Origin of the sequence: Vibrio comitans, from assembly GCA_024346835.1 — a bacterium.
Lineage (GTDB): Bacteria > Pseudomonadota > Gammaproteobacteria > Enterobacterales > Vibrionaceae > Vibrio > Vibrio comitans.
Map to the genome: position 1 here is coordinate 847,305 of AP024866.1, position 26,416 is coordinate 873,720.

Below are 26,416 nucleotides of genomic sequence, written 5' to 3' on the forward strand. Positions count from 1 at the left end.
AGAATATTGAAACTTCCACAAGGCGCTCTTTTTCATAGGGCGCTTTTTTTTGATTTAAAACAAATGACTTTGTAACAAACTGTGTTACATTCTACGTAAATGATAACGATTGGCATTTAGATTATGAAGCTCGCTGAACTCAAGATTGGACAAGAAGCCACTATTTCTTCTCTGAAACAATTAGATGGCTCGACTCGAAAGAAACTGATGGTTATGGGAATCCTTCCTAATACGCCAGTTACTCTAGTGCGCAAAGCACCCATGGGCGATCCACTACAGGTGAGAGTTCGAGACGTTAGCGTTGCGATTCGTAAATCTACAGCAGAACAAATTTCAGTAGAGGTTGCATAGTGGACTATTCAATTTTAACCGTTGGTAATCCAAACAGCGGTAAAACGACGCTTTTTAACGCCTTTACTGGTGCAAACCAAAAAGTGGGTAACTGGGCTGGTGTTACTGTCGAGAAGAAAACCGGTCTTTATTCTCTAGCTGGCGAAGAGTTCAGCTTGACCGACCTTCCTGGTATCTACGCATTAGACAGCGGCAATGACAATAACAGCTTGGATGAGACTATTGCCTCTCGCGCTGTGCTATCGACTCCTGCTGACGTAATCATCAATGTAATTGACGCTACGTGTTTAGAGCGAAGCCTATACGTAACACTGCAGTTGCGTGAACTAGGCCGTCCAATGATCGTTATCCTGAATAAAATGGATGCCCTGGCCCGTATTGGCCAGAAGATCAATATTAAGGGTCTCTCCAAAGCGCTTGGCTGTCCTGTTATGGCAGTAACAGCGACTCGAATCAACGAGGTAAACAAGCTTAAAGCCGATCTGCATAAGATGCTGGCAACGGGCATTGAGGTTGAGCCTCTGGCGCTAGACTACGGCACTCAATTTGAAGAAGTTGTGTCTGATATTGAGGACCAGTTCGAAAACGACATGGTGAGCAAGCGCGCTCTGGCCATTCGTGCCCTAGAGAATGACCAACTTGTAATGCACACAGTGCCTGCGGAAGTAAAAGATGCTACCGCTCAAGCACGCCACTCTCTTGATATGGATATTGATCTGCACATTGCGGATGTGAAGTTTACCTTTCTGCATGAGCTGTCAAAATCATTTAGAGCTACCGAAGGCAAAATCACACGTCGTTTAAGTGAGAAGATCGATGCTGTTGTCTTGAATAAATGGGTTGGCGTACCGCTGTTCTTTGGCGTGATGTACCTGATGTTCATGTTTGCTATCAACATTGGTGGTGCGTTCATCGATTTCTTTGATATCGCCTTTGGTGCGGTGTTGGTGGATGGAACGCATGCTGTGCTTGATCCTATTTTGCCCGCCTGGATGGTAACGCTACTTGCTGATGGTGTGGGTGGTGGTATCCAAACGGTCGCGACCTTCATTCCTGTTATCGCAGGCCTTTACCTATTCCTTACTCTTCTGGAAGGCTCTGGTTACATGTCTCGTGCGGCGTTCGTACTGGATAAAGTCATGCAGAAAGTGGGCTTGCCGGGTAAAGCCTTTGTTCCATTGGTTCTGGGCTTTGGCTGTAACGTACCTGCGATAATGGCAAGCCGTACCCTTGATCAAGAACGAGAGCGTCGCCTAGCGGCATCTATGGCTCCATTTATGTCTTGCGGTGCTCGTCTTCCGGTATACGCTCTATTTGCCGCTGCTTTCTTCCCAAGTGCAGGTCAAAACGTCGTATTTGCTCTGTATGTGATTGGTATTCTAGCTGCGGTATTCACTGGGTTTATCTTGAAAAACACTATCTACCCAGGTAGCAACGACAGCTTTGTTATGGAAATGACGGATTACGAAATCCCTCGTCTGCGTAACGTAATCATCAAGACATGGCAAAAACTGAAGCGCTTTGTATTTGGTGCAGGTAAAACCATTGTTGTGGTAGTGACAATTCTTAGCTTCCTTAACTCTATCGGTACTGACGGCAGTTTTGGTAATGAAGATAGCGAGAACTCTGTGCTATCTAAAGCTGCGCAAGTCATCACTCCAGTGTTCGAGCCTATGGGTATTGAGCAAGATAACTGGCCAGCAACGGTGGGTATCGTAACGGGTATTTTCGCAAAAGAAGCCGTCGTAGGTACGCTGAACAATCTATACGCTTCACCTTCAGATGAAGAAGCTGAGTTTGATTTGATGGGGAGTCTAGAAGAGGCAGTGATGTCGATTCCTGAAAACCTGAGCGGCCTGAGCTTTAGTGACCCGCTAGGTATCGAAGTAGGCGATCTAACTGATACTCAAGCTGTCGCAGATGACCAAGAAGTCGATCAATCGGTGTTTGCTAACCTGCAGGGTAAGTTTGCCAACGGCCATGCCGCCTTTGCTTACTTGCTGTTTATCCTGCTGTACACTCCGTGTGTAGCGGCGATGGGGGCATACGTTCGTGAATTTGGTAGCCAATACGCACGCTTTATTGCGGTGTGGACCATGGGACTGGGTTACTTTGGCGCTGTACTCTACAACCAAGTAATGAACTTCTCTGCGCACCCTGGTAAGAGTGCTATTTGGATTCTCGCGGTGATGATAGTGTCGGTTGCAACCTACTTAGGGTTGAAGCATCAAGGCAACAAACTGCAATTCCAAGAACAAGAATCTGCGGCGTAAGACAATTATGATACTACAGGAACTAAAGTCGTATCTTGAACAGCACGGCACCACTGACAGAGCCGTGCTTGCTAATCACTTCGGTCTGACCGAAGACGGCGTAGACGCAATGCTTCAAGTGTGGGTGAACAAAGGTAAAGTTACCCGCATGTTTGATACTATTAAGGGTCAAGAAAAGGGCGTGCGTTATACCATCAATCAAGGTATTAGCTTAAACGTTCAGATGTAACGCTTGTATTACATCCTAAGTTTTCCAATCAGCTAGGTTTAAACTGCTCGCAGTTGCCTAGCTTTTTTTTGAGCTGCTTGAGCAGCTTTTCCTGAGCCTGCTCAGTCCTGAACTCACCCTTAGTGTTTCCCCACACTGGCCCTGGCCATGCGTCATCTGTTTTAAAGCGCGCGATATGATGAATATGCAGTTGCGGCACCATATTACCCAGAGCCCCAAGATTCATTTTGTCTGGCGAAAACAAAGACTCTATTGCCTCCATCACCGTTTGTGATTCGACTAAGAACTGCTGCTGCTCTTGCATCGGCAGATGATGAAGCTCTTTAAGTGCATGCTTCTTGGGCACTAATATCACCCAGGGTACACAGTTGTCCTTGTGCAAAAGCGCTAAGCTCAGCGGAAACTCACCAATAACACTGGTATCGTTTGCTAGCTGCGGATGAAGTTGAAATTCCATCGATAATCCCTTTTTTGCGGTTATGCGGTAGCAGGCTCGGCTGCAAGTGTTGGTTTCGGTTCTCGGCTCATCATCAGAGCGCCACCGACTAGCATCACGGCACCGACTATCTGTTGTGGAGTTAATGTAGCATCAAACGCCACCCAGTTTATGACAACCGCCGAAACCGGAAAGAACAATTCTGCAATAGTGCCGTATCGCGCCGGTATTCTTTCAAGACCTTTGTAGTAGATGAACATTCCCAATAGACCAGACAGCAGCACCATGTAAAACAGGTTATCAAAACTGCCTTCAGATAGGGAAAAATGTTCACCATAGCAAAGCATCGCAATGGTGAGAGTGACGAGGGCAAGACTAAAGCGGCCAGACATGATCTGCATAGTGTTATAACCCATCATAGTCAGCTTACGCCCATATACCGTCGAAGCTCCCCACGCTACGACGGCCAGCAATGCTGAACCATATCCAAGCAAGATGGCTACCAGTTTTGGGTCATAGTGCCAAATAGAGCCTTCTGACCATAACTCTACAATATCCGGCGCGATCATGACGATACTGCCCATAAGACTAACGCTTGCCCACAATACAAAGTGTTTCTGTAATTTCTCTTTTAGCAAGAGAACCGACAGTGAGATAGCCACGATAGGCTGAAGCTTTTGCAACAGTATCACTATGGTTGGATTCATTAGGGTAAACGCCTTGGTGAAGGCGAGGGTGCCAATGGCTGAGCCAAGCACACCAATTAAAATAAAGGGCAGTAGTGAACCTTTGATATAGGCGAAGCGCCATCTAGGCACTGCAATTTGCAATAAAGCAATCATCACCACTAACACTATGTGCTCAAAGAACACGATCTGTAAGGTGCTGTTTGTTTCTAAAAGAGGGTAACGAAATAGGGTATCAGCAGCCCATAAACCAGCCGCGATCATTACAAAAACTATACCTGCCACGAGGATCTCCAAATTCACACCAGTAGCGATGAGCTAGCTGATTAGATTTATAAAAACGTGAACAGAGCTAAGAGGTAAGGCAATATGATTCGCCAAACCACGACAGACGGATCTTGGGTGTGGTTTGGACAAACGCACTTAACACCAATACGAAGGCTCGCTTGGTGGTTGATACGCTATCAATTGTGTCACTTCTTTCATCCGGACTGTAACCGTCGGCTCTGGATTCACACCAGATCTGCTGTCCCTTCACTGAGTGAAGGCGCTCGTGGGCTCAAGCTAGGCTTTTACCACCGGTGGGGAATTTCGCCCCGCCCTGAAGTCCGTTTAAGGTAGCAAACTTTAGACGCTGAGCAAATTGAATTTAGGGATAGGAATAAAAAAAGAGACCCCGAAGGATCTCTTTCTTATAGTTTATAGCTGCCAGCTATCAGGGTAGCGTTATAGTTTCTTAGAAACTACAGCCGTTAGACCAATGATAGCGATTGCAAGAATCATGATTGGACCCTTACCACTTTCAAAGCCGCTAACGATACCCGCTATAGCTACTACAGCAACAGCTACAGGGATGATGTACTTAACTAGGTTGTACCATAGACCGAATAGTGGGAAAGATACTTTACCGTCGTTAGTAATTTCTTTCTCAAGGTCTACACGGTTTAAACGCCAGCCTGCGAAGATACAGATGAACATACCGCCAACCGCTAGGAATACTTTGTCAGTGAGTAGGTCGAAGATGTCGAATACGCCTGTATCGAACAGCTTAGGACCGATGCCACCTAGTGATAGAGAAGCAAACACACACATAACTGCCATCACTGCACTTGCAGAAAGAACCGCTTTAACACGAGTCATGCCTTTCTCGTCGATTAGGTAAGACACAACAACTTCTAGTAGAGATACAGAAGAAGTCAGTGCGGCAACCGTTAGACCAACGAAGAAGATAAGTGCAAAGATAAGACCTGTGCCACCCATTTCAGCAAATAGCTGAGGAACAACAACGAATACTAGACCTGGGCCAGCTGCTGGTTCCATGTTGAATGCGAACATTGCTGGGAACATAGCGATACCTGCAAGTAGAGCTACCGCAGTATCCATACCTACAACCATACCTGTAGTTTGAACTAGGTTCTCTTTCTTCTTCAGGTAGCTACCGTAAGTGATCATACAACCCATACCAAGAGATAGAGAGAAGAACGCTTGGCCCAACGCTGCTAGAACAGTGTGGCTATCTACTTGAGTGAAGTCTGGCTTGAATAGGAATTCAAGACCCGCACCTGCGCCAGGTAGGGAAAGACCTTTAACAGCCACAACGATAAGGATAAGGAACAGCAAAGGCATTAGGATCTTGCCCGCTTTCTCGATACCGCCAGAGATACCCTTACTAACAATAACAATGTTAAGCACTAGGTATGCGCCCATCCACATTAGTGGCTGGATTGGGTTAGAGATGAAAGCACCAAAGCTGTCGCCGATTGCTTCAGGGGTGTCTAGTAGGCCAGTAGCCACTTTAGGGATGTACGCTAGAGCCCAACCACCTACAACAGGGTAGAAGCCCATGATCAATAGACCACTTAGTACACCGATAACACCAACAAAGCTCCAACGCTTGTCTGTTGATTTGAATGAGCCTACAGCAGAGCGGCTAGTGTGACGGCCGATTGCAAACTCAGTCAGCATTACGCTGAAACCAATAACGATTACGAATGCTAGGTAGATGAGTACGAATGCACCACCACCGTTCTCACCCGCGGTGTACGGAAATTTCCAAATGTTACCAAGGCCAACAGCTGAACCAGCTGCTGCCATTACAAATCCAAGTTTTGAACCCCAGTTATCACGAGGGGCTGCTGATGCATTTCCAGTCGCCACAATTACTCCAAATTTAATGTTGTGTTTTTACTACTCGGCGCCTTAAAAAGATGGGTGTAAATAAAGGTTTACACCATATAAGTTTTGAGTGACGCTCTAAGAGTGGCAAGTTAACCAGTTTGTGAGTAAAGTTGAAACCCTTAAAAGTACATTTATCGGGTATTGATCGCATAATTGCAGTTAATTGCTAGTTTATTGCACAATCCATAGGTGTTTGACCCTTTAGATACCCGATTGAAAAATGTTTTCACTTGAGTCGTTCAAAGAACTTTACGTATTTTAGCGCCATTTCTTGTCTTAAATCCTCTTATTCAAGAAGAACGAAGCACCTCGTTTACTCTAGTTGTTCGCTTGCTTAAACCTCAATTATCATTGCATTTATATTCAATATAACTACATCTATTATCACTTTTTCACGTAGTTCCAACCGAAATCTTGGCTTAACCTCGCTAATGTCTCTAATTCTCTTTCTGTTTCTCTTTGAATCCATTGATGGATCTCTTTAACAATGTCAGAAGTGCCTCGGCAGTGGCAGAAATATTGCCAAACACTGGGTTGGATTTGAGCCTTACTAGGGCAAACCAAGTAGCCGTGCTCAAGCTCAGGCAAGATAAGCAGAAGGTCGCTCACCGTCACCCCTTGGCCAGATAGGCAAGCACTAAGGGCGAGATCTAGGGTAAAGAAGGTAGTATTTCTTATCTTTGAGGTATCTTTGTGTCCGACACTGGCAAGCCAAGTTTTCCAGTCATGATGGTCAAGGGTCGGATGCAGTCGTGGCATAGTTAGTAGGGATTGTAGATTTGATTCTTTTGAATACAGTTCTTGAGAGCATACTGGCGCCATATATTCATCTCTGAGAAACACCACATCAGTACGGTTTTTGTATTGATGGGGAGCACGCGAGTTAAGAATCAGTAAGTCGTAGTCTGTAGACTTCAGCGCCTCATCCTCATCAATGGTGGGAATTACCGCGATTTCGTGTTCAGGATAACGCTCTTGCAGTTGCTGTATTTTTGGAAGCAATGATCGAGTGGCATAACTCAAGGCCACTTTAATCACGATTCTTTGCTGCTGATTAGGATGCCAAGACTGTATTAAGGTTTGTACGCTCTGGTAATTTCGTTGTAGAACAGCAAATAGCTCTGATCCCTGCGGTGTTAGGTCTATGCTTCGATGCCCTCGTACAATTAACTCGACACCGATTCCCTCTTCGAGTTGTTTTACCTGACGACTGACAGCACTTTGCGTGACGCTTAACTCATCTGCGGCTTCAGTAAAACTAAGATGACGCGCAACGGCCTCAAAGGTTTTTAAACTGTTATGGGAGTAGGGGATATCAGGATAGGGCTTCATAATATTTCACATGATCTCAGGTAATGCCAGCTGACATAAATGTTAATTGAATCCTAGCTCAATTAGCAGTACTTTGAGCCCAAATTATAGAGGGCTGTATGAAAAACATTCTTAAACTGGCATTGCCACTGACATTATCACAACTCATCGCTATGGCATTGGTACTTACTGATGTATGGATGATGTCGCAAATCAGTGTTGCTGATCTTGCCGCTGGTGGATTGGGTGCCTCTGTGTATTCGTTTGTTTTTCTTGTTGCTGGCAGTATTGTTGGCTGTGTAGCCAACCTGATTGCGATTGCTTACGGGCAAAGCATTGCGCGTCCTGATTTTGGTCAGCAACAGATCCGTTTTGCCGTCAAAGGGGCGGTGATGCTTTCTGTTTTGCTTAGCTTGGTACTGAGCTTTAGCTTTTTATTTGCACCTCAGTTATTAGCAAAAGCTAAGCAATCACCAGAAGTTATTGATATTGCGATGCTGTATCTGAACGCACTGAAGTGGGCAATGTTGCCAACGCTTCTGCTACTTGTGCTTCGTGGCCTAACCAGCACCTTTGGTGATGTGCGCTCTGTGATGGTGATGTCTATTCTGACTGTGTTCATCAATGTGCCTATCAGCTACTTACTTGCCTTTACTCTCGATTGGGGCATTGCTGGTCTTGGCTATGGCACGGCAATCTCTGCTTGGTTTGTATTTGTGGGGTACGGCACTTGGGTGTTTCGTCAAAGCAAGTATCAACGCTTTGCACCTTGGCAAAATATGCACGAGTACAGCGTAAGACTAATGGGACCGCTTTTATCTATGGGTATGCCAATCGCTCTCGCAGGAATGCTAGAACATGGCCTTATCTATGGCGGCACCTTGATGGCAGGCATGATTAGTGTGGCATCCCTAGCACTGCACCAAATCTTACTACAATGCTTGTCTTTTACTTGGAACATCAACTTTGGCTTTGCACAGGCCTCTGCCATTTTGGTGGGTAAAGAATATGGCGCAAATAATTACGATGGCATCAAAACCATTGCTAAGAAGAGCTTTGTTGCCGTAACGGCACTGAGCTTTGTCATTGCCTTTGGATTTATTGCATGGCCTGAAGCCATAGCTAGTCTATTTCAATTAGATGCGGAGGGCAGTCATGAACTGACCGCATTGCTGACATCAATGATCTGGGTTGTGGCATTGTGTTTTGTGGTGGATGCTTGGCAATTGCTTGCTATCAATCTTTTGCGTGGGATGAAGATCGTGATGGTACCAACCATAATGACAGCAGTGGGTTACTGGGTGTTTGGTCTTCCGGCTGCTTGGCTATTAATGAAAGCCTATGGTTTAGCTGGTATCTGGGGTGGTATTGGTATCGGCCTTGGGGTGACAGGCATCTTGTTACTGGCTCAGCTCATCTTTGAAACTAGGCGCTCAAGTAATCGAGTGCTAATGCAAACTGCCTGAGACTCACTTCTCAACTTGAGATTTGGGTAAGTGTGAGGATTTTGGCGTTTGATATACTCATTCTTAAATCAACTCAAAGGATGGGCACAATATGTCAAAAACCGCGAAGATTCATAACGAAGATAAGCTTGTAAAAAAGGCAATAGACGTCGGTATGAAGATGGCAAAGATGCAAGGCATTGACCTACCAAGCTCGACAGGCCCTTTGAAGGCTCAAGGTGTGTATTTATTCTTAGTTGGGGTAAACCAAATTACGCCACTCCCAGACAACAAATTGGATGGTCCCAATATCAAGCACCGCCTAGCGTTATGGATGCACAGCGTATTGCCTGATAATGATCCTCTAAAATAAGAAGCTCAGCGCTAGTGGTGATAGCTGTTCACTAGCGCTTCTAACTACTCTTTTCGCAAGTATCAACATAACCTAGATCGCCGACAATATTTACTCTGGCACTAGATGGTTATACCGACGCTTAATTTCCTTGATAGAGTCTAGTGACATTTTGTATTCTTAGAAAAGTCGCTCTCTATGTCACTATCAATAACTGCTTTCCTCATCTCTCACCTAACACTAACCAATACATTTATATGGGAATATCCCTCAAATACGGTAGTGGCGAGTAGCCCTAATGTTGGCGCCCGGGCTTGTCCCGTTGCTGAAGAATTTATTGGCGCTGGAGCAACACAAGCTCAAGTGCCAATTTCTACCAACGGGAAAATAGGAACAATGGCACTGGTTGAGAAAGACGGACGACAATACATCATCGGCATTCATGGCCAGCCTAACTACACCAAAACGAAAATGGATCTCGCTAAGGAGATCTTCATGCAATCACATTTCTAGTCATTAGCACTGAGTAGTTGAGCGAACAATTCGTCGAGCAAATAAAAAGAGGGGCTGAAAATCAATTCAGCCCCTCTTTATACAATGTAAATATAGGTACTAATTAAAGGCTTTCTAGCGCTTTTTGAATTGCAGGACCTATCTGGCGCTTACGAGAAGTGACACCGTCTAAGGTCAACATGTCTGATGTTGGCTCAGCGTTGAAAGCGGTTTTGATGACTTGATAGTCGTCGGCATCAACCCATAGCAGATTCGCTTTCTTGTCTTTGGTATCCGTAATGGAGAAGAAAAGATGGTCAAGACCATTCGCTTCTTTATAAGACTTCATCTCAGATAGTAGTTCTTCTTTTCGGTCTATTAATTGCTGAGCCGTTAGCGTTTCAGCAACACCAATACCCACCTTCTTGCCACCGTACTCGAAGTTTTTGTAATCCATAGTCAAAATGGTTTCAGAGGATAGGTGGCTTAGATCAGATTTAGCGATCAGCATTTGCTGGCCAAAATCTTCAATGTCCTCAATGCCTGCGATAGCTGCTAGTTTTTCAGCGTATTCTCTATCGTAATCCGTTGTTGTTGATGACTGGAATACCACTGTGTCAGATAAGATTGCGCCTAGGCCGGCACAAGCAAGGTGCTTAGGCAGGGTAACGTTAAGCTTCTGAGCATTATCAGCCAAGATAGTTGCCGCTGAGCCCCAGCCACGAATATCCATTGCTACGATTTGCGGAGTATTGATTGGTGAACCGCCAATAGCATGGTGGTCAATTACCGCCACAATAGAGCTTTGATTGATAGTGGGTGCTAACTGAGTGGTTTGGTTAAAGTCCACCAAACCAACTTGATATGCGGAATAGTCTGATTCAACACGTGGCGCTTCAGCGTTGCAGTAATTCAGAACAAATTCCGATTCTGGGTTAATTTGCTCGGGAACAGTCGCGGTACCACCATAGATGTGCGCAGCCAGCATTGCCGACATAACCGTATCGGTATCTGGACTCAAGTGACCAGTCCAAACCAGATTATCGGTTTCGTTGTTAGCGGGTGTTTGCAGATCAAAAGCATAGCTTGCTGAGCTGACGGACATTAATAGAGCTGCGACGATAGGTGTGAGTTTCACGAATATTCCCTTAATTTAACGTAAGAGGCTCATAACCTAAACTGTATTTATTGCAGATATATGTCGTTGATATTTCTGTTTTGTTTCAGTGATTTGAGGGTCAGTGTCCAAGAAGTCTGTGATGTGAGAAGCCATCTTTCTAGGACATGAATACAAAGGTATGAATATGATATTCCTGATTTATTGGTTTCCTGTTATATACGAATCTGACTTTAAGCAGCTAAAGTCAAATACAGACAATGACAGTACCCTTCATTCTGAATCTACCAATCAATAGTGATATTCATGTGAATTATAATTGATATAGAAAGATGTAACTTCAAAGCATATCAGTAAGGCGCTATTATTTTTGTAAGAGCTAAGACAAACCCATTTAAACGAATCTGAATGCGTCATCCATGCATTCGCATGTTCTTAAACTTAAAAGGTAGAATCATGAAAAAACTTATCCTTGCTACTTGTATTGCTTCAACTTCGCTAATGTCTATGACTGCACTGGCTGATGCGACAACTGAAAATGAAATGTGGGCTAAAGGCGGTGCTGCTGTTTCACAAGAGCAATACCCAATGGTTGAAACTGCACGTCAGTTCTTAAAGCAACAAGACATTGCAGGTGTAAATAAGTTTAATCACAAACGCAATTTGACTCCGACAGATGAACAAGAAGTGGTGCGTATGAACCGTGACACGTACTACTCATTTTCTACTGTTGATGTGAGCAAGGGCGCGACTGTAACACTGCCAGAGATTGACGAAGGCATGTATATGTCGATGGAAGTCATCACAGAAGACCACCGAATCCAAGCAATGCAATATGGTGCGGGTACATACTCACTACAAACGCATACTGGCGATCACGTTCAAGTTCTTATCCGCTTAGACGCTCGCTATTCGGTTGAAGAAGCTTGGGAGATTCGTAATAAGATACGCGTTGATGCGAATTCAGCTAACCCATATGTGTATGACGGCCCTGCATACGATCATGATGAATTCAAAGCGACTGAAATGGCCCTAAAAGGTCAGGTATTTGACATCATTGCTCGCGATGGCGCAAATGCACTTTCTGGTATGTTCACCAGTCCTGGCGATGCATCAGATGAGTTGTTTGTTCAAAACAAATACGAGGTGGGCTCTGCTGTAGGTTGGGGTGGCGCGCAATTAAAAGATAACATCTATGAGATCTCTAAGAACATGGATAACTCTAAGTGTTACCAAGCTACTTTTGAAGATCCAAAGAACTTAGCGTTTACCTCTGTTACGGTTTATAACGGTGCTGGCTTCATGTTCAATGATCACGCTAACGTATCTACTGATACGGCGGAATATAATGCTGATGGTACTTTGACATTGAGCTTTGGCTGCGGTGATGATGCGCCGAACAACATTACGACGACAGAAGGTAACAACACAGGTAAGTTCAACCTTGCAATGCGTCACTACATTCCAAGTAAGAAGGTAATGGATGGCTACCGTCTTCTTCCTCTAGTCAAAGAAGTGAAGTAATTACACTTCTCTAGTATGACACTGCACAATAACCGTAGTTGATGCAGAACCCTCAGCGAGCCTCATTAGCACCTATGAGGCTTACTTTTTTGCGTTAAATACATCGATTTAAATATGGCACTTTAGTCATGCCCCAAGCCATGACAAAAGAGCACGCAACAGCAATTAACGCCACCAATGGAATATATAAAGAGGTATCCAACCAAATTAGCAGCCAATCGCCAAAAAAAGACGAAATGGATTTGATAAATAACGGATGGATTAGGTAGATACCAAAACTGAGTTTGGCTACGTGGCTAAGTTTCAAGTCTTTATTGGCGTAGTGCTTAATTAAAAAGAACAGTGCTATTGAGGCTGCAACGACGTTAATGCTTAAGTAGGAATAGAAATAGAGGTGTGTGAGATAGTAGCTACCTAGAAGCGTTGATAATAAAGCCGCTATGAAGATCGCCAAGCACCCGTTTATTTTCACCTTTATATTATATTTCGCAATATACCCACCGAGGCAGAAGTAGCCGATGTAGCTTAGAAAATCGTTGGTAAAGAGACTAATTTTTGCATTCAAATCGAAGTATAAAAGCACCACCTCGGAAAGTGCTGAAAGCATAGCGAGAGAAAAGCAGAGACAGACTAAAACAAATAGCTCTCTTTGAGTTATGGAGCGAATGATCACTCGTAGCACTGGGGTAACTAGATACAAAAATGGAATCATAAATAGATACCACAGGTGGTAGTAGGGCTCTCCCAATACCCAACCTTTGGCAACGGTAAAATACGCGGTCGTGATATCGCCGTTTATGGAGTGTTTTAGCATTATCCATAGGGAATAGAATACTGACCAAAAGGCCATCGGGACTAAGATTCGGCGAAGCCGTTTTTTGAGGAATAGAGTGTTAGATTCAGATTTATTGAGTAAGAAATAGCCGCTAATCATGACAAAAAACGGAATGCACCACAGTGTTATTGAGGCATAAATATTGCCCGCCCACCAACTGGTAGAGCCATAGATAGGATTATGAATGTCTATGTCGCTGACAAACTCAGACGCAACATGCAGTAAAACGACTGCGATAACAGAAAAGGCACGTAAGTTATCCGCCCACAACACACGAGCTTCTTCGGTTTTATTCAATTCTTATTACCCTCTATAAACTGTCGAGTATTATTCAACTTAGCACTTTTAGTGCAGTGTACCTGCAGGTGTTTAATCCCCTAATAAAAGCGTGATTAAACAGGCATACTTGGCAGGACCAGGTATTAAAAAGGGTCTGAATATTATATTCAGACCCTTCATAGTATTTCACACAGCTCAAAGCTTGAGCGCTAGAAATCGATGAATTACATACGCTCTAACGTTTCTATGCCTAGCAGAGACAGACCTTGCTTGATCGTCTTCGCTGTAAGAGCGGCAAGCTGCAGACGGCTTTGCTTAACAGCTTCGTCTTCCGCTACCAGGATTGGGCATGCTTCGTAGAAGCTAGAGAATTGGCCAGCAAGTTCAAATAGGTAGCTACACATGATGTGAGGCTGACCTTCGCGAGCAACAGATTGTACTGCTTCTTCAAACTGCATTAGCTTAGCGATAAGGGCTTTCTCTTTTTCATCAGTAACGATGATGTCGCCAGTAAGGTCATCCATAGACACGCCAGCTTTTGCAAATACCGATGCTACACGAGTGTAAGCGTATTGCATGTAAGGCGCTGTGTTGCCTTCAAATGCCAACATGTTGTCCCAATCGAACACGTAGTCAGTAGTACGGTGCTTAGAAAGGTCAGCGTACTTAACGGCAGCCATAGCAACAGTAGACGCGATGTTTTTCTTCTCGTCTTCTGCAAGCTCTGGGTTTTTAGATTCGATAAGCTTACCAGCGCGCTCTTCGGCTTCGTCAAGAAGATCAACTAGGCGAACTGTACCGCCAGCACGAGTCTTAAATGGACGACCATCTTTGCCCAGCATCATGCCGAATGCGTGGTGCTCAAGAGAGACATCTTCTGGCACGTAGCCTGCTTTACGAACGATTGTCCAAGCTTGCATTAGGTGCTGATGCTGACGTGAGTCAATGAAGTAAAGTACGCGGTTAGCGCCCAGTTCTTCATAACGGTATTTTGCACAAGCAATATCGGTTGTGGTGTATAGGAAGCCGCCGTCACGCTTTTGAACGATAACGCCCATAGGCTCGCCATCTTTGTTCTTGTATTCGTCTAGGAATACAACCTGTGCGCCGTCATCTTCTTTCGCTAGGCCTTTTTCTTTAAGGTCAGCAACGATGCCCTTTAGCATATGGTTGTATTGACTCTCACCCATAACGTCGTCACGAGTTAGAGATACATTTAGACGGTCGTAGTTAAGTTGGTTCTGTTGCATGGTGATATCCACCAACTTCTTCCACATGTCTACGCAGAACGCGTCGCCACTTTGTAGTTTAACTACGTAGTTACGAGCTTTAACCGCAAACTCTTCGTCTTCGTCGTACAGTTTCTTAGATTCACGGTAGAAGGCTTCAAGATCAGACAGCTTCATAGAAACTTCGCCATCTTGCTCTGAAACACGCTCAAGGTTTGCGATAAGCATACCGAACTGAGTACCCCAGTCACCGATATGGTTAGCGCGGATGACTTTGTGTCCCAAGAACTCAAGAGTACGAACTACAGCATCACCAATGATGGTTGAACGAAGGTGACCAACGTGCATCTCTTTTGCCACGTTTGGCGCAGAGTAATCGGCAACGATAGTTTGCGGTGCTTCAGATGCAACACCAAGGCGAGAGTCCGCTAGTGCAGCTTTTGCAGATTTAGCAAGAAACTCTTCGCTCAGGAAGATGTTGATGAAACCTGGGCCAGCGATTTCAGTTTTGCTAGCGATGCCATCAAGGTCTAGGTGCTCAAGCACTTTTTGAGCAAATTCGCGTGGGTTTGTACCTAGTCGCTTTGCAACGCCCATTACGCCGTTCGCTTGGTAGTCACCAAACTGAGGTTTTGCAGATTGACGCACTGCTGCTGGGCTGCCTGCTGGCGCGCCTGCTGCTTCTAGTGCTTGAGATACTTTGTCGTTAATAAGTGCTTGGATATTCACACGCAATTCCTTCAATTCAAGGAGTGTCAAGAAAGCTAATAATAAGTGCTTTCGTGCCGTAGTTCACAAAAATGGGGGTAATGATAACAAGATAAGCGCTGATCTAAAAGCGCTCGAAACGAAGTCAAATCAATTAATCTGTAGCAATACTCTGCGGTATGGGTAAACTTCTGCTCAAACCGCAGTAAAAGACCAAAGGGCAGGGAATATGGAGCAATTGATAGAAGCAAATCTACACCCAAAACAGATGCTAGAGAGGGTGGATGCGTTTGCTCAAAAGATAGCAGGGCTAGGTCAGGCGTTAGGATTAGATCTTAGCCAATTTCAAGCAGACCATATCGCCCTTAGAATCAATGACTCAAACCTAGCCAAACTCGCTCACAAAGCTTGGTCAGAACTGGGCGCGACTATCTCACAGGCGCAAATTAACGGCAGACCTATCGTTGTGATTGCGTTTGATACACCTATCACAGCCGGTGCTTGGTCTATTGATTGCCTAGAATTGCCTTATCCTGCACCAGGTAAGATCTATCCTTCTCAAGATTGGGAACATATCGAATTTGTGATTCCATCGGATAAAACTGATGCGCAAGACTACCTGCAAGATATCAAACTGCGGTTTCCAAGCTTTAACCTTGAAACAGGGATGAAGATGAAACTATCTAGCCCGAAGGGCGAAGGTGAGCGATTAGCCAATCCTACTATAGCGTTTAAGAAAGACGGTGTGTGCATCAAATTGCACCCACATCCGCTAAAGAAAATCGTAGAATCAGAACAAGGATAAACAATTGAGCCCCAGACGGGGCTCAGTTAAAACAAGTTATAAGATAACGGTCTTATTGCCGTATACAAACACGTGATCGTTCACCACTTTGTTTAAGGCCTTGCTCAGTACATTTTTCTCAACATCACGGCCCGCTTGCGCCATATCTTGAGCGCTGAAGTTATGATCCACAGGGATCACGTCTTGCTTGATGATTGGGCCTTCATCCAAATCGTTAGTCACAAAGTGCGCCGTTGCGCCGATGATCTTTACACCACGCTCATACGCTTGCTGGTATGGCTTAGCGCCAATAAAAGCAGGCAAGAAGCTGTGATGGATATTGATGATGCGATTGTGGTAATGCTCTACAAAGCCAGGCGTCAGAATACGCATGTATTTGGCTAGCACTAGGTAATCAGCATCAAAACCGTCAATCGCTTCTTTCACCTTCACTTCATGCTCTTCACGGTTTAGCCCTACATGGCTAACGTGACGAAATGGAATATCGAATTTCTCAACCAGTGGTTGCAAGATGTCATAGTTGCTAACCACTGCAGTGATCTCAACATTTAGGCTGCCATCAAAGGTTTTCATCAAAATATCGCCCAAACAGTGCGATTCTTTGGTGACTAAGACCACAACCTTTTTCTTGCTTGAATCCACCAGTTTCTTGCTAGCGTTTTTAGGCAATGCAAATTCTAAGTCTTCCACAAATACAGAATCGTTGAAGTTACCCTCAAGCTCAGTACGCATGAAGAAGTGACCACTGGTGTTGTCTACAAATTCGTTATTGTGGATGATATTCAGCTGATGCTTGTAACAGATATTGGTGATCTTCGCGATCAGTCCAGGCTCGTCAGAACAATGGGTGAGGAGGGTCTTTCTTTCCATGATGACTCTTTAGTAAAAATGTTGAAAATAGGTCTGCTTCGACATTATCCAATTTTTTACCTGCTTGCAAATTCAACGATGGGTTAAATAGCTAAGCTTTCTCCGGTCACAGTCGCACCAGCAGGAAAAAGCTGACATAATTATTTTCACTCTCAATCAACAAGGCACCTTTTGTGAATATCAGTACCGTTTTTTCTGCCGATGGCGCATTAGGTAAAGCGATCTCTGGCTTTCAGCCGCGTGATGAGCAAACTATGATGGCAGAAAGTGTCTATCAAGCTATTCAAGAGCAAACTCAATTAGTAGTTGAAGCGGGAACAGGTACTGGGAAAACCTTTGCCTACCTTGCACCTGCATTGTTAAGTGGCAAGAAAACCATAGTCTCAACGGGTTCGAAAAACCTACAAGAACAGCTATTTCACCGTGATCTACCGTTAATGAAAGAGGCGCTGGGTTTTACTGGGCGCATTGCCCTTTTAAAAGGGCGGGCCAATTACTTGTGTCTTGACCGCTTGAGCCGCCAGATTGTAGAGAGTCATGGTCATCATTCTGACCCACAACTGCTGACGCAATTAGTTAAGGTTCGCTCTTGGTCCTCATCGACGAAAAGTGGCGATCTTGGTGAATGTGAGGACCTTGCCGAAGACAGTCGTATTATTCCAGATATTACGTCTAGCAATGAAAACTGTTTAGGCAAGGAGTGCCCGAGTTTTGGCGACTGCTTTGTGTTTAAGGCGCGAAATAAGGCGCTAGAAGCCGATCTTGTGGTGGTTAACCATCACCTATTTCTGGCTGATATGGCGGTAAAAGAAACCGGGTTTGGTGAGCTGTTGCCTGAAGCTGAAGTATTCGTATTCGATGAAGCGCACCAGATCCCAGACATTGCTAGCCAATATTTTGGTCAGTCTATTAGCTCTAAGCAGATTGCTGATTTAGCCAAAGACATAGAAATAGGCTATCGCACTGAAGCGAAAGACATGCGTCAACTACAAAAGGTAGCCGATAAGTTGGTGAGTTCGGCTTCCGAGATGCGGATATCTCTGGGCGAACCAGGCTTTCGTGGTAATTGGCGTGATGCGCTGAAAAATCAAAAACTGCAACGAGAGATGGAACGATTGCAAGATGCTCTGCAGTTGTGTCGTGATGTCCTCAAAATGGCGTTGGGCCGCAGTCAACTTTTGGATGCCGCTTTTGACAGAGTCACTCAGATCCAAAACCGCTTAACGAGAGTGTGCGATACCTCGATTATGGGGTATTCCTACTGGTTCGAATGCACGCCAAGACACTTCTCATTGAATATTACGCCCCTGTCGGTCGCCAATAAATTTCAAGAGCAAGTGGATGCAAATGGTGGAAGTTGGGTGTTTACTTCGGCGACATTGTCGGTATCTGGCGACTTTCAGTACTTTACCTCCCGTTTGGGATTGAAGGCGAAAAAGAGCTTGGCCTTGAGCAGTCCATTCGATTATCAATCGCAAGCAAGGCTGTGTGTACCTCGCTATTTACCTGAACCAAACAGCCCTCAAATGGCGCAAAAGTTGGTGTCTATGTTGACGCCTGTTATTGAGACCAATAAAGGCCGTTGTTTTTTCTTGTGCACCTCGCATGCCATGATGAAAGATCTCACCGAACGCTTTAGACAAAGGCTAGACTTGCCAGTGCTGATGCAAGGCGAAAGCAGCAAGCAAGCACTGCTAAAAGAGTTTACCGAACTTGGTGATGCCTTACTGGTAGCCACTGGAGCATTTTGGGAAGGGATAGATGTTAGAGGTGACGCGTTAAGCTGTGTTATTATCGACAAATTGCCGTTTACCGCCCCTGATGACCCGCTATTAAAGGCGCGCATTGAGGATTGTAAACTGAACGGCGGCGAACCTTTTTATGAGGTGCAACTCCCTGATGCTGTTATTGCATTGAAGCAAGGGGTGGGGCGCTTGATTCGCGATAAAAGCGATAGAGGGGCATTGATTATCTGCGATAATCGTCTGGTAACACGCGATTATGGCAAGATGTTTTTGTCCAGTCTGCCACCGATACCACGCACTCGTAGCGTTTCGAACATTATAAATTTCCTACAGCCTTCGACCGATGTAGTGATCGAGGCTGAATAGTACAGCGAATAACTGAGTAATAGATGAAAGCAAAAATTCTAGCACTAGATACTTCAACCGAATTTTGCTCTGCAGCCATAATGGTTGACGGAGAGGTGTTATCTAAAGGTGAGGTTGCTCCTCGTGAACACACAACCAAGATTTTACCTATGGTGGATCAACTGTTGGTTGATGCGGGTTTGAAACTTGGCGATTTGGATGCTCTTGCCTACGGCCAAGGTCCAGGCAGTTTTACTGGTGTTAGAATTGGCATTGGTATTGCTCAAGGTTTAGCCTTTGGCGCAGATCTACCTATGGTGGGGGTTTCTACCCTGCAAGCTATGGCACAGGGCGCGTATCGTACGACCCAAGCAAACAACGTGGTTGCTGCGATCGATGCTCGTATGAGCGAGGTGTACTGGGGTCGTTTTAGTCGTATGGACTCAGGCATTTGGCAGGTTGAAGATGAGGAATGTGTTATTCCACCATCTGAGCTTGTTGAGCAAACAGCCGAAAGCGACTTAGTATGGGCTCAAGTGGGTACTGGTTGGGAAGCGTATGCTGAAGAGTTAAAGCAGCTTAATCTCAAGCGCACTGACAGTGGTCTGCTGTACCCTGAGTCGCAAGATATTGTCGTTTTGGCTCAGCATGAGCTTGCCAATGGTAATCAAGTCGGTGCGGAACAAGCATCACCTGTTTATCTGCGTGATAAGGTGGCGTGGAAAAAGCTTCCAGGACGAGAGTAATTAGATAAGTTGTACATGGAGGCTGTATGTATCGAGTATTCATCGCTCTAGTATTGGGCTTAGTCTTAGTGGGCTGTAGCTCTTTACCTGATTCGCTTGTTTCAAGTAACGAAAAGATAGTCACCGACTATGGAGATTGGGTAAATAGTGCACCCGAAGCGGTCTCCGAAGTACGACTTGGCGGAGTGATTGCCGAGATCACTAACCTCAAGGAGAAAACGCGCCTTGAGATAGTGAATCTTCCGATAGCTAAAGATGGCAAACCAGACATTAATGTAGAACCAGAGGGGCGCTTTGTTGCCTACGTTGATGGCTTTATTGACCCAGTAACTTTCTCTAAAGGGCGTTTGATCTCTGTACTAGGAAATCCTGATGGCAATGAGACAGGCAAAGTAGGGGAATATGAGTACCGATTCCCTGTACTCAATGCCAATGGCTATCACCTATGGCAAATAAAAGAAACACTGATCGTACATGATGAACCGCTGAGTATGTTCCCTTGTCGCTCGCTGTACTGTCGAGAAGTTCGTTATGGACCTACTACAGGGCACGTAGTGCAGAGTGTTGAATAACGGTGTTATCAGAACGCACCTTCGAGGTTAGTGACTACTTGCTATCGGCTTTGTGCCATGAAACACAAAGCCCCTCTAGTTGTATTCTACTGCTGCATGGCTGGCTAGATAATGCAGCATCATTTACTCCCCTGATGGAAGAATTGCGCTCGCAGCATCCTGATATTCAGCTCATCGCGTTAGACCTCCCTGGACACGGTTATAGCTCCCACTCGCGCAGTGGCTACTATCCCTTTCATGACTATATTGATTCCCTTCATCAAGTTATTAACCAAATTAAGAAAGAGCTCGATTGCCCGCTCACTTTAGTGGGGCATTCAATGGGTGCGCTTGTCGCAAGTTGCTACTCTGCGGCTTTCCCTGAGAATGTCGATCATTTGGTTCAAATAGAAGGCTATGGCCCAATTTATGAATCGCCACAAAACAGCTTAGATCGATTGAGAAAGGGTGTGCTAAGTCGGCAAAGAGTGAGTAAAAAACCGCCTCGTTTCTTTGAGAGTTTTGATGAAATGGTGGCACTGCGAGCTAAGCGCTATGTTTTAAACGCCAATGAGATTACGTCGCTGGTGGAGCGAGATTCTGAGCAAACAGAGCATGGTTGGCGTTGGCGACACGACAAAAAACTGAAGGCTGAATCACTGTATCGAATGACAGAAGCGCAAGCTAAACAGGTTATTGATGCACTTCCTAAGTCAAATCTACTCATTTTGGGTGATGCGGGTTTTACCCATTTGAGCTCAATTTGCCCCCCAACTACGCAAATATTACACATTAAGGGTGGCCATCATTGCCACTTAACCTGTCCTAGGTCTATTTCTGAGGCAATAATTGCTCTAATTTTGTTCGGTTAGTGTGCTTTTGTGAACACCATTTGAACGCATTTCAATTTTACAGCTATCCTGTAATGGAATCGCAATAAAACAAAGAAATTCAACCTGATAGTCGTATATAATGCGTTGCTATTTTTTCAGGAGTATTAACGTGAATAAACCTTGGCTCTCTCGATATCCTTCTGATGTACCAGAGATGATCGATCCAGATACCTACCCATCTTTGGTCGAGATGTTTGAAAACAGCGTTTTAAGATTCGCTGACCAACCGGCTTTCCTCAATATGGGGTCGGTGATGACATATCGTAAATTAGAAGAAAGAAGTCGTGCATTTGCTGCGTATCTGCAAAATGAATTAAAGCTGAAGAAAGGTGACCGAGTTGCCATCATGATGCCAAACCTACTGCAATATCCAATTGCATTGTTTGGTGTGCTTCGTGCCGGATGTATCGCAGTGAATGTTAACCCACTCTACACTCCGCGCGAGCTAGAACATCAGCTTAACGATGCCGAAGTAGAAACCATTGTTATTGTTTCTAACTTTGCGAACACGCTTGAGCAAATCGTTGACAATACTTCTGTGAAAAACGTGGTATTAACGAGCCTAGGACAAATGCTACCGACAGCGAAAGGTACCGTTGTCGACTTTGTCGTGAAGTACGTGAAAGGCATGGTGCCAAAATACGATCTTCCAGGTGCTATCTCATTCAAAAAAGCCCTGCAGAAAGGCCGTCGCCTTCAATATGTGAAGCCATTTATGAGTGGTGAAGATATTGCTTTCTTGCAATATACCGGTGGTACGACGGGCGTAGCAAAAGGTGCGGTTCTGACGCATCGCAATATGGTTGCCAATGTACTGCAAGCAAAAGGGGCGTATGCCGCTAAGCTAGAAGAGGGCAAAGAGTTAGTCGTGACGGCTCTGCCGCTTTATCACATCTTTGCTTTAACAGTGAACGGGTTACTGTTCTTAGAGCTTGGTGCTAACAACTTATTGATCACCAACCCTCGTGATATTCCAACCTTTATCAAAGAGCTGAAGAAGGTACCGTTTACCGCCATCACTGGGGTAAATACCTTGTTCAATGCCCTAGTAAACAATGAAGACTTCCACGAACTGAATTTCAGTCGTATGAAGCTTGCTGTTGGTGGTGGTATGGCTGTTCAACAAGCGGTAGCTGACAAGTGGAAAAAGACCACAGGTGTCTTTTTGCTTGAAGGTTATGGTTTGACCGAATGTTCTCCACTGGTATCGGGCTGTCCACACGACATGACCGATTACAACGGCGCTATCGGTTTGCCAGTCCCTTCGACCGAAGTTCGTATTGTTAACGATGATGGCGAGCCTCTCGAAAATACTGAAGTCGGTGAGCTACAAGTTCGTGGCCCTCAGGTTATGCAAGGTTACTGGAAACGTCCAGAAGCAACTCGCGAAGTGATCACTCAAGACGGTTGGTTATCTACGGGTGACATCGTTAAGTTTGATGATGAAGGCTTCTTGCACATTGTCGATCGTAAGAAAGACATGATTTTGGTGTCAGGCTTCAACGTGTATCCAAATGAGATCGAAGATGTGGTTGCGCTGCATGGTAAGGTGCTAGAAGTGGCCGCTATTGGCGAACCGCATGATGTATCCGGTGAAGTGGTTAAGATATGTGTTGTTAAACGCGACCCGTCTCTTACCAAAGATGAGCTAATTAACCATTGTCGTCAGCATCTAACAGGTTATAAGATACCTAGGATTGTTGAGTTTATGGAAGATTTACCGAAGACTAACGTCGGCAAAATCTTGCGTCGCGAGCTACGTACTGACGCTAATACGGCAGAATCAGCTTAACTGAAGCGAATTTGGACATGATATCAATCACACTGAGTAAGTGAACAGAAATAACGAAGTCATCGAGCATGTTAACCCGCTAGAATGAGCCGTTATTTAGTACGATTGATATAAGCCCCTGCAGAGCAGACGCAATCAGCGCATGCAATGCAGGGGCATTTTTAATTATGGAAATATAAAGAGACTATTTTGAATTATCAGATAGTGACAGACACTCAAACTCTGGCACAGGCGTGCGAACAAGCTCGTCAAAAAGAAGCGGTGATGTTGGATACCGAATTCGTCCGTACCCGCACCTTTTTCCCGCAGCTTGGCTTGGTGCAAATGTACGATGGTGAGCTTCTTAGCCTGATTGATACTACGGTTATTGATGATGTCACTCCGATAGTGCAACTGCTACAGGACACCTCTGTACTTAAGGTATTGCATGCGTGTGGTGAGGATATTGAAGTCTTCCAGCATCACTTCCAAAGTGTCCCAACACCTATGGTCGATACCCAGGTAATGGCAGCATTTTTAGGCCATGGCTTGTCGACAGGCTTTGCCACTTTAGTGAACGAATACTTGTCAGTAGCGCTAGATAAAAGTGAAGCGCGCACAGATTGGCTAGCTCGCCCGTTAACTCCAAAACAGCTGGATTATGCGGCTGCAGATGTGTTCTATCTACAGCCACTGTTTGACAAGCTACAAGCTTCTTTAAAAGAGTCTGGTTACTGGCAGAATGCGATGCAAGAGTCTGAACTTCAGGTGTCTAAACGTATTCGTCATCATGAACCAGAGAAAGCGTATCTTGATATCAAAGGCGCGTGGCAATTGTCTCCTAAGCAGCTTAGCGTTCTAAAACCATTGGCAACGTGGCGCTATGAAACAGCCCTACGTAAAGACTTGGCACTTAACTTTGTGTTTAAAGAAGTGGATTTGCTTGCGGTTGCTCGCTTTAATCTGACCTCTGCGCGCGATATGGAAAGAGAGCAATGTGATGTGCGCTCGGTGCGCCGCTACAGCGCGGTGATTGCAAATATTGTGCGTAAAGCACAAAGCACACCAGAAGCTGAGTGGCCACAAAAGATTGATCGCTTAGTTGATCTTCCCAACTACAAGCAGACCTTCAAGTCATTGAAAGATGAAGTGAATAAGGTGGTTAAGGACTCGCACCTTGCCCCCGAGTTTTTGGCATCTAAAAAGCAAGTTAACCAACTCATTTCTTGGGTATGGCGCAAGAACATGGCACCAGAATCCACCCCTGATTTGATGCAGGGCTGGCGTAAACCTCTGCTGGGTGAGCGCTTACTTAAGAAGCTAAACTAATAAAAAAGGCGATGAGAAATCATCGCCTTTCGTTTTACTGCCTGAGTAATAATTACTCTTCTTCTGGCAACTTCACATTCAACTCTAATACAGAGATGTCATCATCTTTGTGCTCGAATGAAACGTTCACCATGTTTGGATCAACGTCTACATACTTGCTGATGACCTTTAAAATGTCGGCCTTAAGCTCCGGCAGATAAGACGGTGCCGGGTCGTCATGACTGCGACGTTCAGCAACAATGATCTGCAGACGCTCTTTGGCAACGTTAGCCGTCGTCTTCTTTTTTGGGCGGAAAAACTCTAGTAAAGACATAGATTAATTAACCCCCAAATAGACGTTGGAAGATACCTTTCTTCGGCTCCGTAAGGAATCGAAACTCGATCTGCTCACCTAGTAGACGCTGCACGGTGTCGTGATAAGCCATACCTGCATCTGACTGGTCGTCAAAGATAACGGGTACGCCCTTGTTTGACGCATTCAGTACCGCTTGGCTCTCTGGGATAACACCCAGCAGGTCGATGTGTAGGATTTCTTCAACATCTTCTACGCTGAGCATCTCACCTTGAGTTACGCGAGCTGGGTGGTAGCGAGTCAGCAGAAGGTGCGTCTTCACTGGCTCTAGGCCTTGTTCAGCGCGGCGCGACTTAGAATCAAGAATGCCTAGGATGCGGTCTGAATCGCGTACAGATGATACTTCTGGGTTGGTTGTGACAACGGCTTCATCAGCAAAGTACAATGCCATTAAAGCGCCTTGCTCGATGCCAGCTGGAGAATCACAGATAACGAAATCAAAACCCATTTCGTCTAGGTCATTTAATACTTGCTGCACCCCTTCTTTTGAAAGCGCATCTTTATCGCGAGTTTGCGATGCAGGCAAAATGAACAGATTTTCAGTGCGCTTATCCTTGATAAGAGCTTGGTTTAGCGTCGCTTCGCCGTTAATGACGTTAACGAAGTCGTACACCACGCGGCGTTCACACCCCATGATTAGGTCTAGATTTCGTAGACCAATATCGAAATCGATAACAGCGGTCTTTTTACCCTGAAGGGCTAGACCCGATGCAATAGCGGCACTGGAGGTGGTTTTCCCTACGCCGCCTTTTCCTGAAGTAACAACAATGATACGTGCCATCATTTTATCCTTTATTTAATATTGAGGAGGTCGCAGTGAAGGGTTTGGTCCGTTAAACCCAAGATCACTTTTTCTCCCCAGAAGTGAGATTCTATTTGTTCGCTAAGCCAATAGTTTCCTGCAATGGAGACTAATTCTGCTTGCATGTTATGACAAAGTATTGAGGCTGCTTGCCCGCTCGCGCCTGCAATAGCACGTCCGCGCAAAGTGCCATAGATATGGATGCTTCCGTCAGCGATTACCTCAGCGCCTGCGCTCACATGGCTCAGGATGATAAGGTCACTGTCTTTGGCATAAATTTGTTGTCCAGAACGCACTGGAGTACGAATGATTTTGCTTGGCGTAATGGCTACGGGCGCTTTATCTGGGCGGTTGGTGCCAGTCATAACAGCAAGCCCAGCTTCTCTTGCTAGCTTTTCGAGATGTTTGTTGGTGCAATCGGTGACGCCTACAGGCACCATACCAATATTAATAATGCCTTGTTTGAGGCGAGCTAAATCAAGCTCAGAGCTTGCCTGAGACAGGTTAATGACCAGTGGGGCAGCTTTAAAAAAGGCAGGAGCCTTAGCCACTTTTTCATCTAAATAACAAATTGCCGAATCAGTATCGTGCTCATACATGTGAAGCACAGTAAGTGGAAAACTGCTTCCTTTTAGATCTGGAGTTTGAGACATCTAACCTAGCCTTGGCATATAATCAAACAGTTACCTGTTATGTTATCTATCATAGTGACAACGAACAAGTAACTTGTTGTCAAATGTTGGTTTTAAGCTCAAAATCACA

At 45.1% G+C, this 26,416-nt stretch carries 25 protein-coding genes and 1 riboswitch; of the genes, 14 read left to right on the top strand and 11 right to left on the bottom strand.

Annotated elements, in window-relative coordinates; genetic code table 11:
• The first annotated feature begins 123 nt into the window (after positions 1-123).
• From OCU46_RS03995 to OCU46_RS04005, 3 genes are read left to right on the top strand one after another with little or no spacing between them, the layout of a single operon-like run.
• The gene (locus OCU46_RS03995) at positions 124-351 is read left to right on the top strand and encodes a FeoA family protein (protein ID WP_141270967.1); all 228 of its coding nucleotides are present in this window, start codon (positions 124-126) and stop codon (positions 349-351) included.
• A complete protein-coding gene (gene feoB / locus OCU46_RS04000) occupies positions 351-2,624 on the top strand; it encodes a Fe(2+) transporter permease subunit FeoB (RefSeq protein ID WP_141270968.1) in 2,274 nt (757 codons plus the stop codon). Before OCU46_RS03995 ends, feoB begins: the two co-directional genes overlap by 1 nt.
• A 7-nt stretch (positions 2,625-2,631) precedes the next feature.
• Entirely contained in the window at positions 2,632-2,853 is a 222-nt protein-coding gene (locus OCU46_RS04005; RefSeq protein WP_141270969.1) for a FeoC-like transcriptional regulator, read from the top strand.
• A 28-nt stretch (positions 2,854-2,881) separates the two neighbouring features.
• On the opposite strand, the gene OCU46_RS04010 is transcribed toward OCU46_RS04005, so the two are convergent.
• The 4 genes from OCU46_RS04010 to OCU46_RS04025 form a co-directional block, all read right to left on the bottom strand.
• Positions 2,882-3,310: an HIT family protein gene (locus OCU46_RS04010; protein ID WP_141270970.1), complete on the bottom strand. Its 429-nt coding sequence runs from the start codon at positions 3,308-3,310 to the stop codon at positions 2,882-2,884.
• A gap of 20 nt (positions 3,311-3,330) precedes the next feature.
• Positions 3,331-4,260 carry a DMT family transporter gene (locus OCU46_RS04015; protein WP_141270971.1) on the bottom strand — a complete coding sequence of 310 codons (930 nt, stop codon included), beginning with the start codon at positions 4,258-4,260 and terminating at the stop codon, positions 3,331-3,333.
• Positions 4,261-4,445: 185 nt separating this feature from the next.
• Positions 4,446-4,588, bottom strand: a riboswitch (FMN riboswitch).
• Positions 4,589-4,701: 113 nt separating this feature from the next.
• Complete coding sequence (locus OCU46_RS04020) at positions 4,702-6,132, bottom strand: sodium-dependent transporter (RefSeq protein ID WP_141270972.1); 1,431 nt, start codon at positions 6,130-6,132, stop codon at positions 4,702-4,704.
• Between the two features lie 405 nt (positions 6,133-6,537).
• Positions 6,538-7,485, bottom strand: coding sequence for a LysR family transcriptional regulator (locus OCU46_RS04025; RefSeq protein ID WP_141270973.1), 948 nt, complete (start codon positions 7,483-7,485; stop codon positions 6,538-6,540).
• A 98-nt stretch (positions 7,486-7,583) separates the two neighbouring features.
• Here OCU46_RS04025 and OCU46_RS04030 point away from each other — a divergent pair, with 98 nt between their 5' ends.
• The 3 genes from OCU46_RS04030 to OCU46_RS04040 all read left to right on the top strand — a co-directional run bounded on the left by OCU46_RS04030 (position 7,584) and on the right by OCU46_RS04040 (position 9,774).
• Positions 7,584-8,930, top strand: a complete 1,347-nt coding sequence (locus OCU46_RS04030; protein ID WP_141270974.1) for an MATE family efflux transporter — start codon at positions 7,584-7,586, stop codon at positions 8,928-8,930.
• A gap of 91 nt (positions 8,931-9,021) precedes the next feature.
• Positions 9,022-9,282: a DUF5062 family protein gene (locus OCU46_RS04035; RefSeq protein ID WP_141270975.1), complete on the top strand. Its 261-nt coding sequence runs from the start codon at positions 9,022-9,024 to the stop codon at positions 9,280-9,282.
• Positions 9,283-9,459: 177 nt separating this feature from the next.
• Positions 9,460-9,774 (top strand): hypothetical protein, encoded by a 315-nt coding sequence (locus OCU46_RS04040; RefSeq protein ID WP_141270976.1) that lies wholly within the window; start codon positions 9,460-9,462, stop codon positions 9,772-9,774.
• Between the two features lie 103 nt (positions 9,775-9,877).
• On the opposite strand, the gene OCU46_RS04045 is transcribed toward OCU46_RS04040, so the two are convergent.
• Positions 9,878-10,891 carry a manganese-dependent inorganic pyrophosphatase gene (locus OCU46_RS04045; protein WP_141270977.1) on the bottom strand — a complete coding sequence of 338 codons (1,014 nt, stop codon included), beginning with the start codon at positions 10,889-10,891 and terminating at the stop codon, positions 9,878-9,880.
• Positions 10,892-11,326: 435 nt separating this feature from the next.
• Between OCU46_RS04045 and OCU46_RS04050 the strand changes: the two genes are divergently transcribed.
• Complete coding sequence (locus OCU46_RS04050) at positions 11,327-12,394, top strand: DUF1254 domain-containing protein (protein ID WP_141270978.1); 1,068 nt, start codon at positions 11,327-11,329, stop codon at positions 12,392-12,394.
• Between the two features lie 94 nt (positions 12,395-12,488).
• Here OCU46_RS04050 and OCU46_RS04055 read toward each other — a convergent pair whose 3' ends face one another.
• Both OCU46_RS04055 and argS read right to left on the bottom strand, forming a co-directional pair.
• Positions 12,489-13,526 (bottom strand): acyltransferase, encoded by a 1,038-nt coding sequence (locus tag OCU46_RS04055; protein WP_141270979.1) that lies wholly within the window; start codon positions 13,524-13,526, stop codon positions 12,489-12,491.
• 206 nt (positions 13,527-13,732) lie between these two features.
• On the bottom strand, positions 13,733-15,466 hold the full coding sequence (gene argS, locus OCU46_RS04060) for an arginine--tRNA ligase (RefSeq protein ID WP_141270980.1): 1,734 nt from the start codon (positions 15,464-15,466) through the stop codon (positions 13,733-13,735).
• Positions 15,467-15,674: 208 nt separating this feature from the next.
• Between argS and OCU46_RS04065 the strand changes: the two genes are divergently transcribed.
• Positions 15,675-16,250, top strand: coding sequence for a VOC family protein (locus tag OCU46_RS04065; RefSeq protein WP_141270981.1), 576 nt, complete (start codon positions 15,675-15,677; stop codon positions 16,248-16,250).
• 36 nt (positions 16,251-16,286) lie between these two features.
• Here OCU46_RS04065 and purU read toward each other — a convergent pair whose 3' ends face one another.
• Complete coding sequence (purU, locus tag OCU46_RS04070) at positions 16,287-17,120, bottom strand: formyltetrahydrofolate deformylase (RefSeq protein WP_141270982.1); 834 nt, start codon at positions 17,118-17,120, stop codon at positions 16,287-16,289.
• A 173-nt stretch (positions 17,121-17,293) separates the two neighbouring features.
• Between purU and OCU46_RS04075 the strand changes: the two genes are divergently transcribed.
• The 6 genes from OCU46_RS04075 (at position 17,294) to rnd (ending at position 24,500) form a co-directional block, all read left to right on the top strand.
• Positions 17,294-19,231, top strand: a complete 1,938-nt coding sequence (locus OCU46_RS04075; protein ID WP_141270983.1) for a DNA repair helicase YoaA — start codon at positions 17,294-17,296, stop codon at positions 19,229-19,231.
• 23 nt (positions 19,232-19,254) lie between these two features.
• Positions 19,255-19,956 (top strand): tRNA (adenosine(37)-N6)-threonylcarbamoyltransferase complex dimerization subunit type 1 TsaB, encoded by a 702-nt coding sequence (gene tsaB / locus OCU46_RS04080; protein WP_141270984.1) that lies wholly within the window; start codon positions 19,255-19,257, stop codon positions 19,954-19,956.
• Positions 19,957-19,982: 26 nt separating this feature from the next.
• On the top strand, positions 19,983-20,528 hold the full coding sequence (locus OCU46_RS04085; RefSeq protein ID WP_141270985.1) for a Slp family lipoprotein: 546 nt from the start codon (positions 19,983-19,985) through the stop codon (positions 20,526-20,528).
• A 2-nt stretch (positions 20,529-20,530) separates the two neighbouring features.
• Positions 20,531-21,379 (top strand): alpha/beta fold hydrolase, encoded by an 849-nt coding sequence (locus tag OCU46_RS04090; protein ID WP_244311383.1) that lies wholly within the window; start codon positions 20,531-20,533, stop codon positions 21,377-21,379.
• Between the two features lie 130 nt (positions 21,380-21,509).
• Complete coding sequence (gene fadD, locus OCU46_RS04095; protein WP_141270986.1) at positions 21,510-23,192, top strand: long-chain-fatty-acid--CoA ligase FadD; 1,683 nt, start codon at positions 21,510-21,512, stop codon at positions 23,190-23,192.
• Between the two features lie 189 nt (positions 23,193-23,381).
• Positions 23,382-24,500 carry a ribonuclease D gene (gene rnd, locus OCU46_RS04100; protein WP_141270987.1) on the top strand — a complete coding sequence of 373 codons (1,119 nt, stop codon included), beginning with the start codon at positions 23,382-23,384 and terminating at the stop codon, positions 24,498-24,500.
• A 52-nt stretch (positions 24,501-24,552) separates the two neighbouring features.
• On the opposite strand, the gene minE is transcribed toward rnd, so the two are convergent.
• From minE to minC, 3 genes are read right to left on the bottom strand one after another with little or no spacing between them, the layout of a single operon-like run.
• Positions 24,553-24,813, bottom strand: a complete 261-nt coding sequence (gene minE, locus OCU46_RS04105; protein WP_141270988.1) for a cell division topological specificity factor MinE — start codon at positions 24,811-24,813, stop codon at positions 24,553-24,555.
• Positions 24,814-24,820: 7 nt separating this feature from the next.
• On the bottom strand, positions 24,821-25,633 hold the full coding sequence (gene minD / locus OCU46_RS04110; RefSeq protein ID WP_141270989.1) for a septum site-determining protein MinD: 813 nt from the start codon (positions 25,631-25,633) through the stop codon (positions 24,821-24,823).
• 11 nt (positions 25,634-25,644) lie between these two features.
• Positions 25,645-26,307, bottom strand: coding sequence for a septum site-determining protein MinC (minC, locus tag OCU46_RS04115; RefSeq protein ID WP_141270990.1), 663 nt, complete (start codon positions 26,305-26,307; stop codon positions 25,645-25,647).
• Positions 26,308-26,416: the final 109 nt, after the last annotated feature.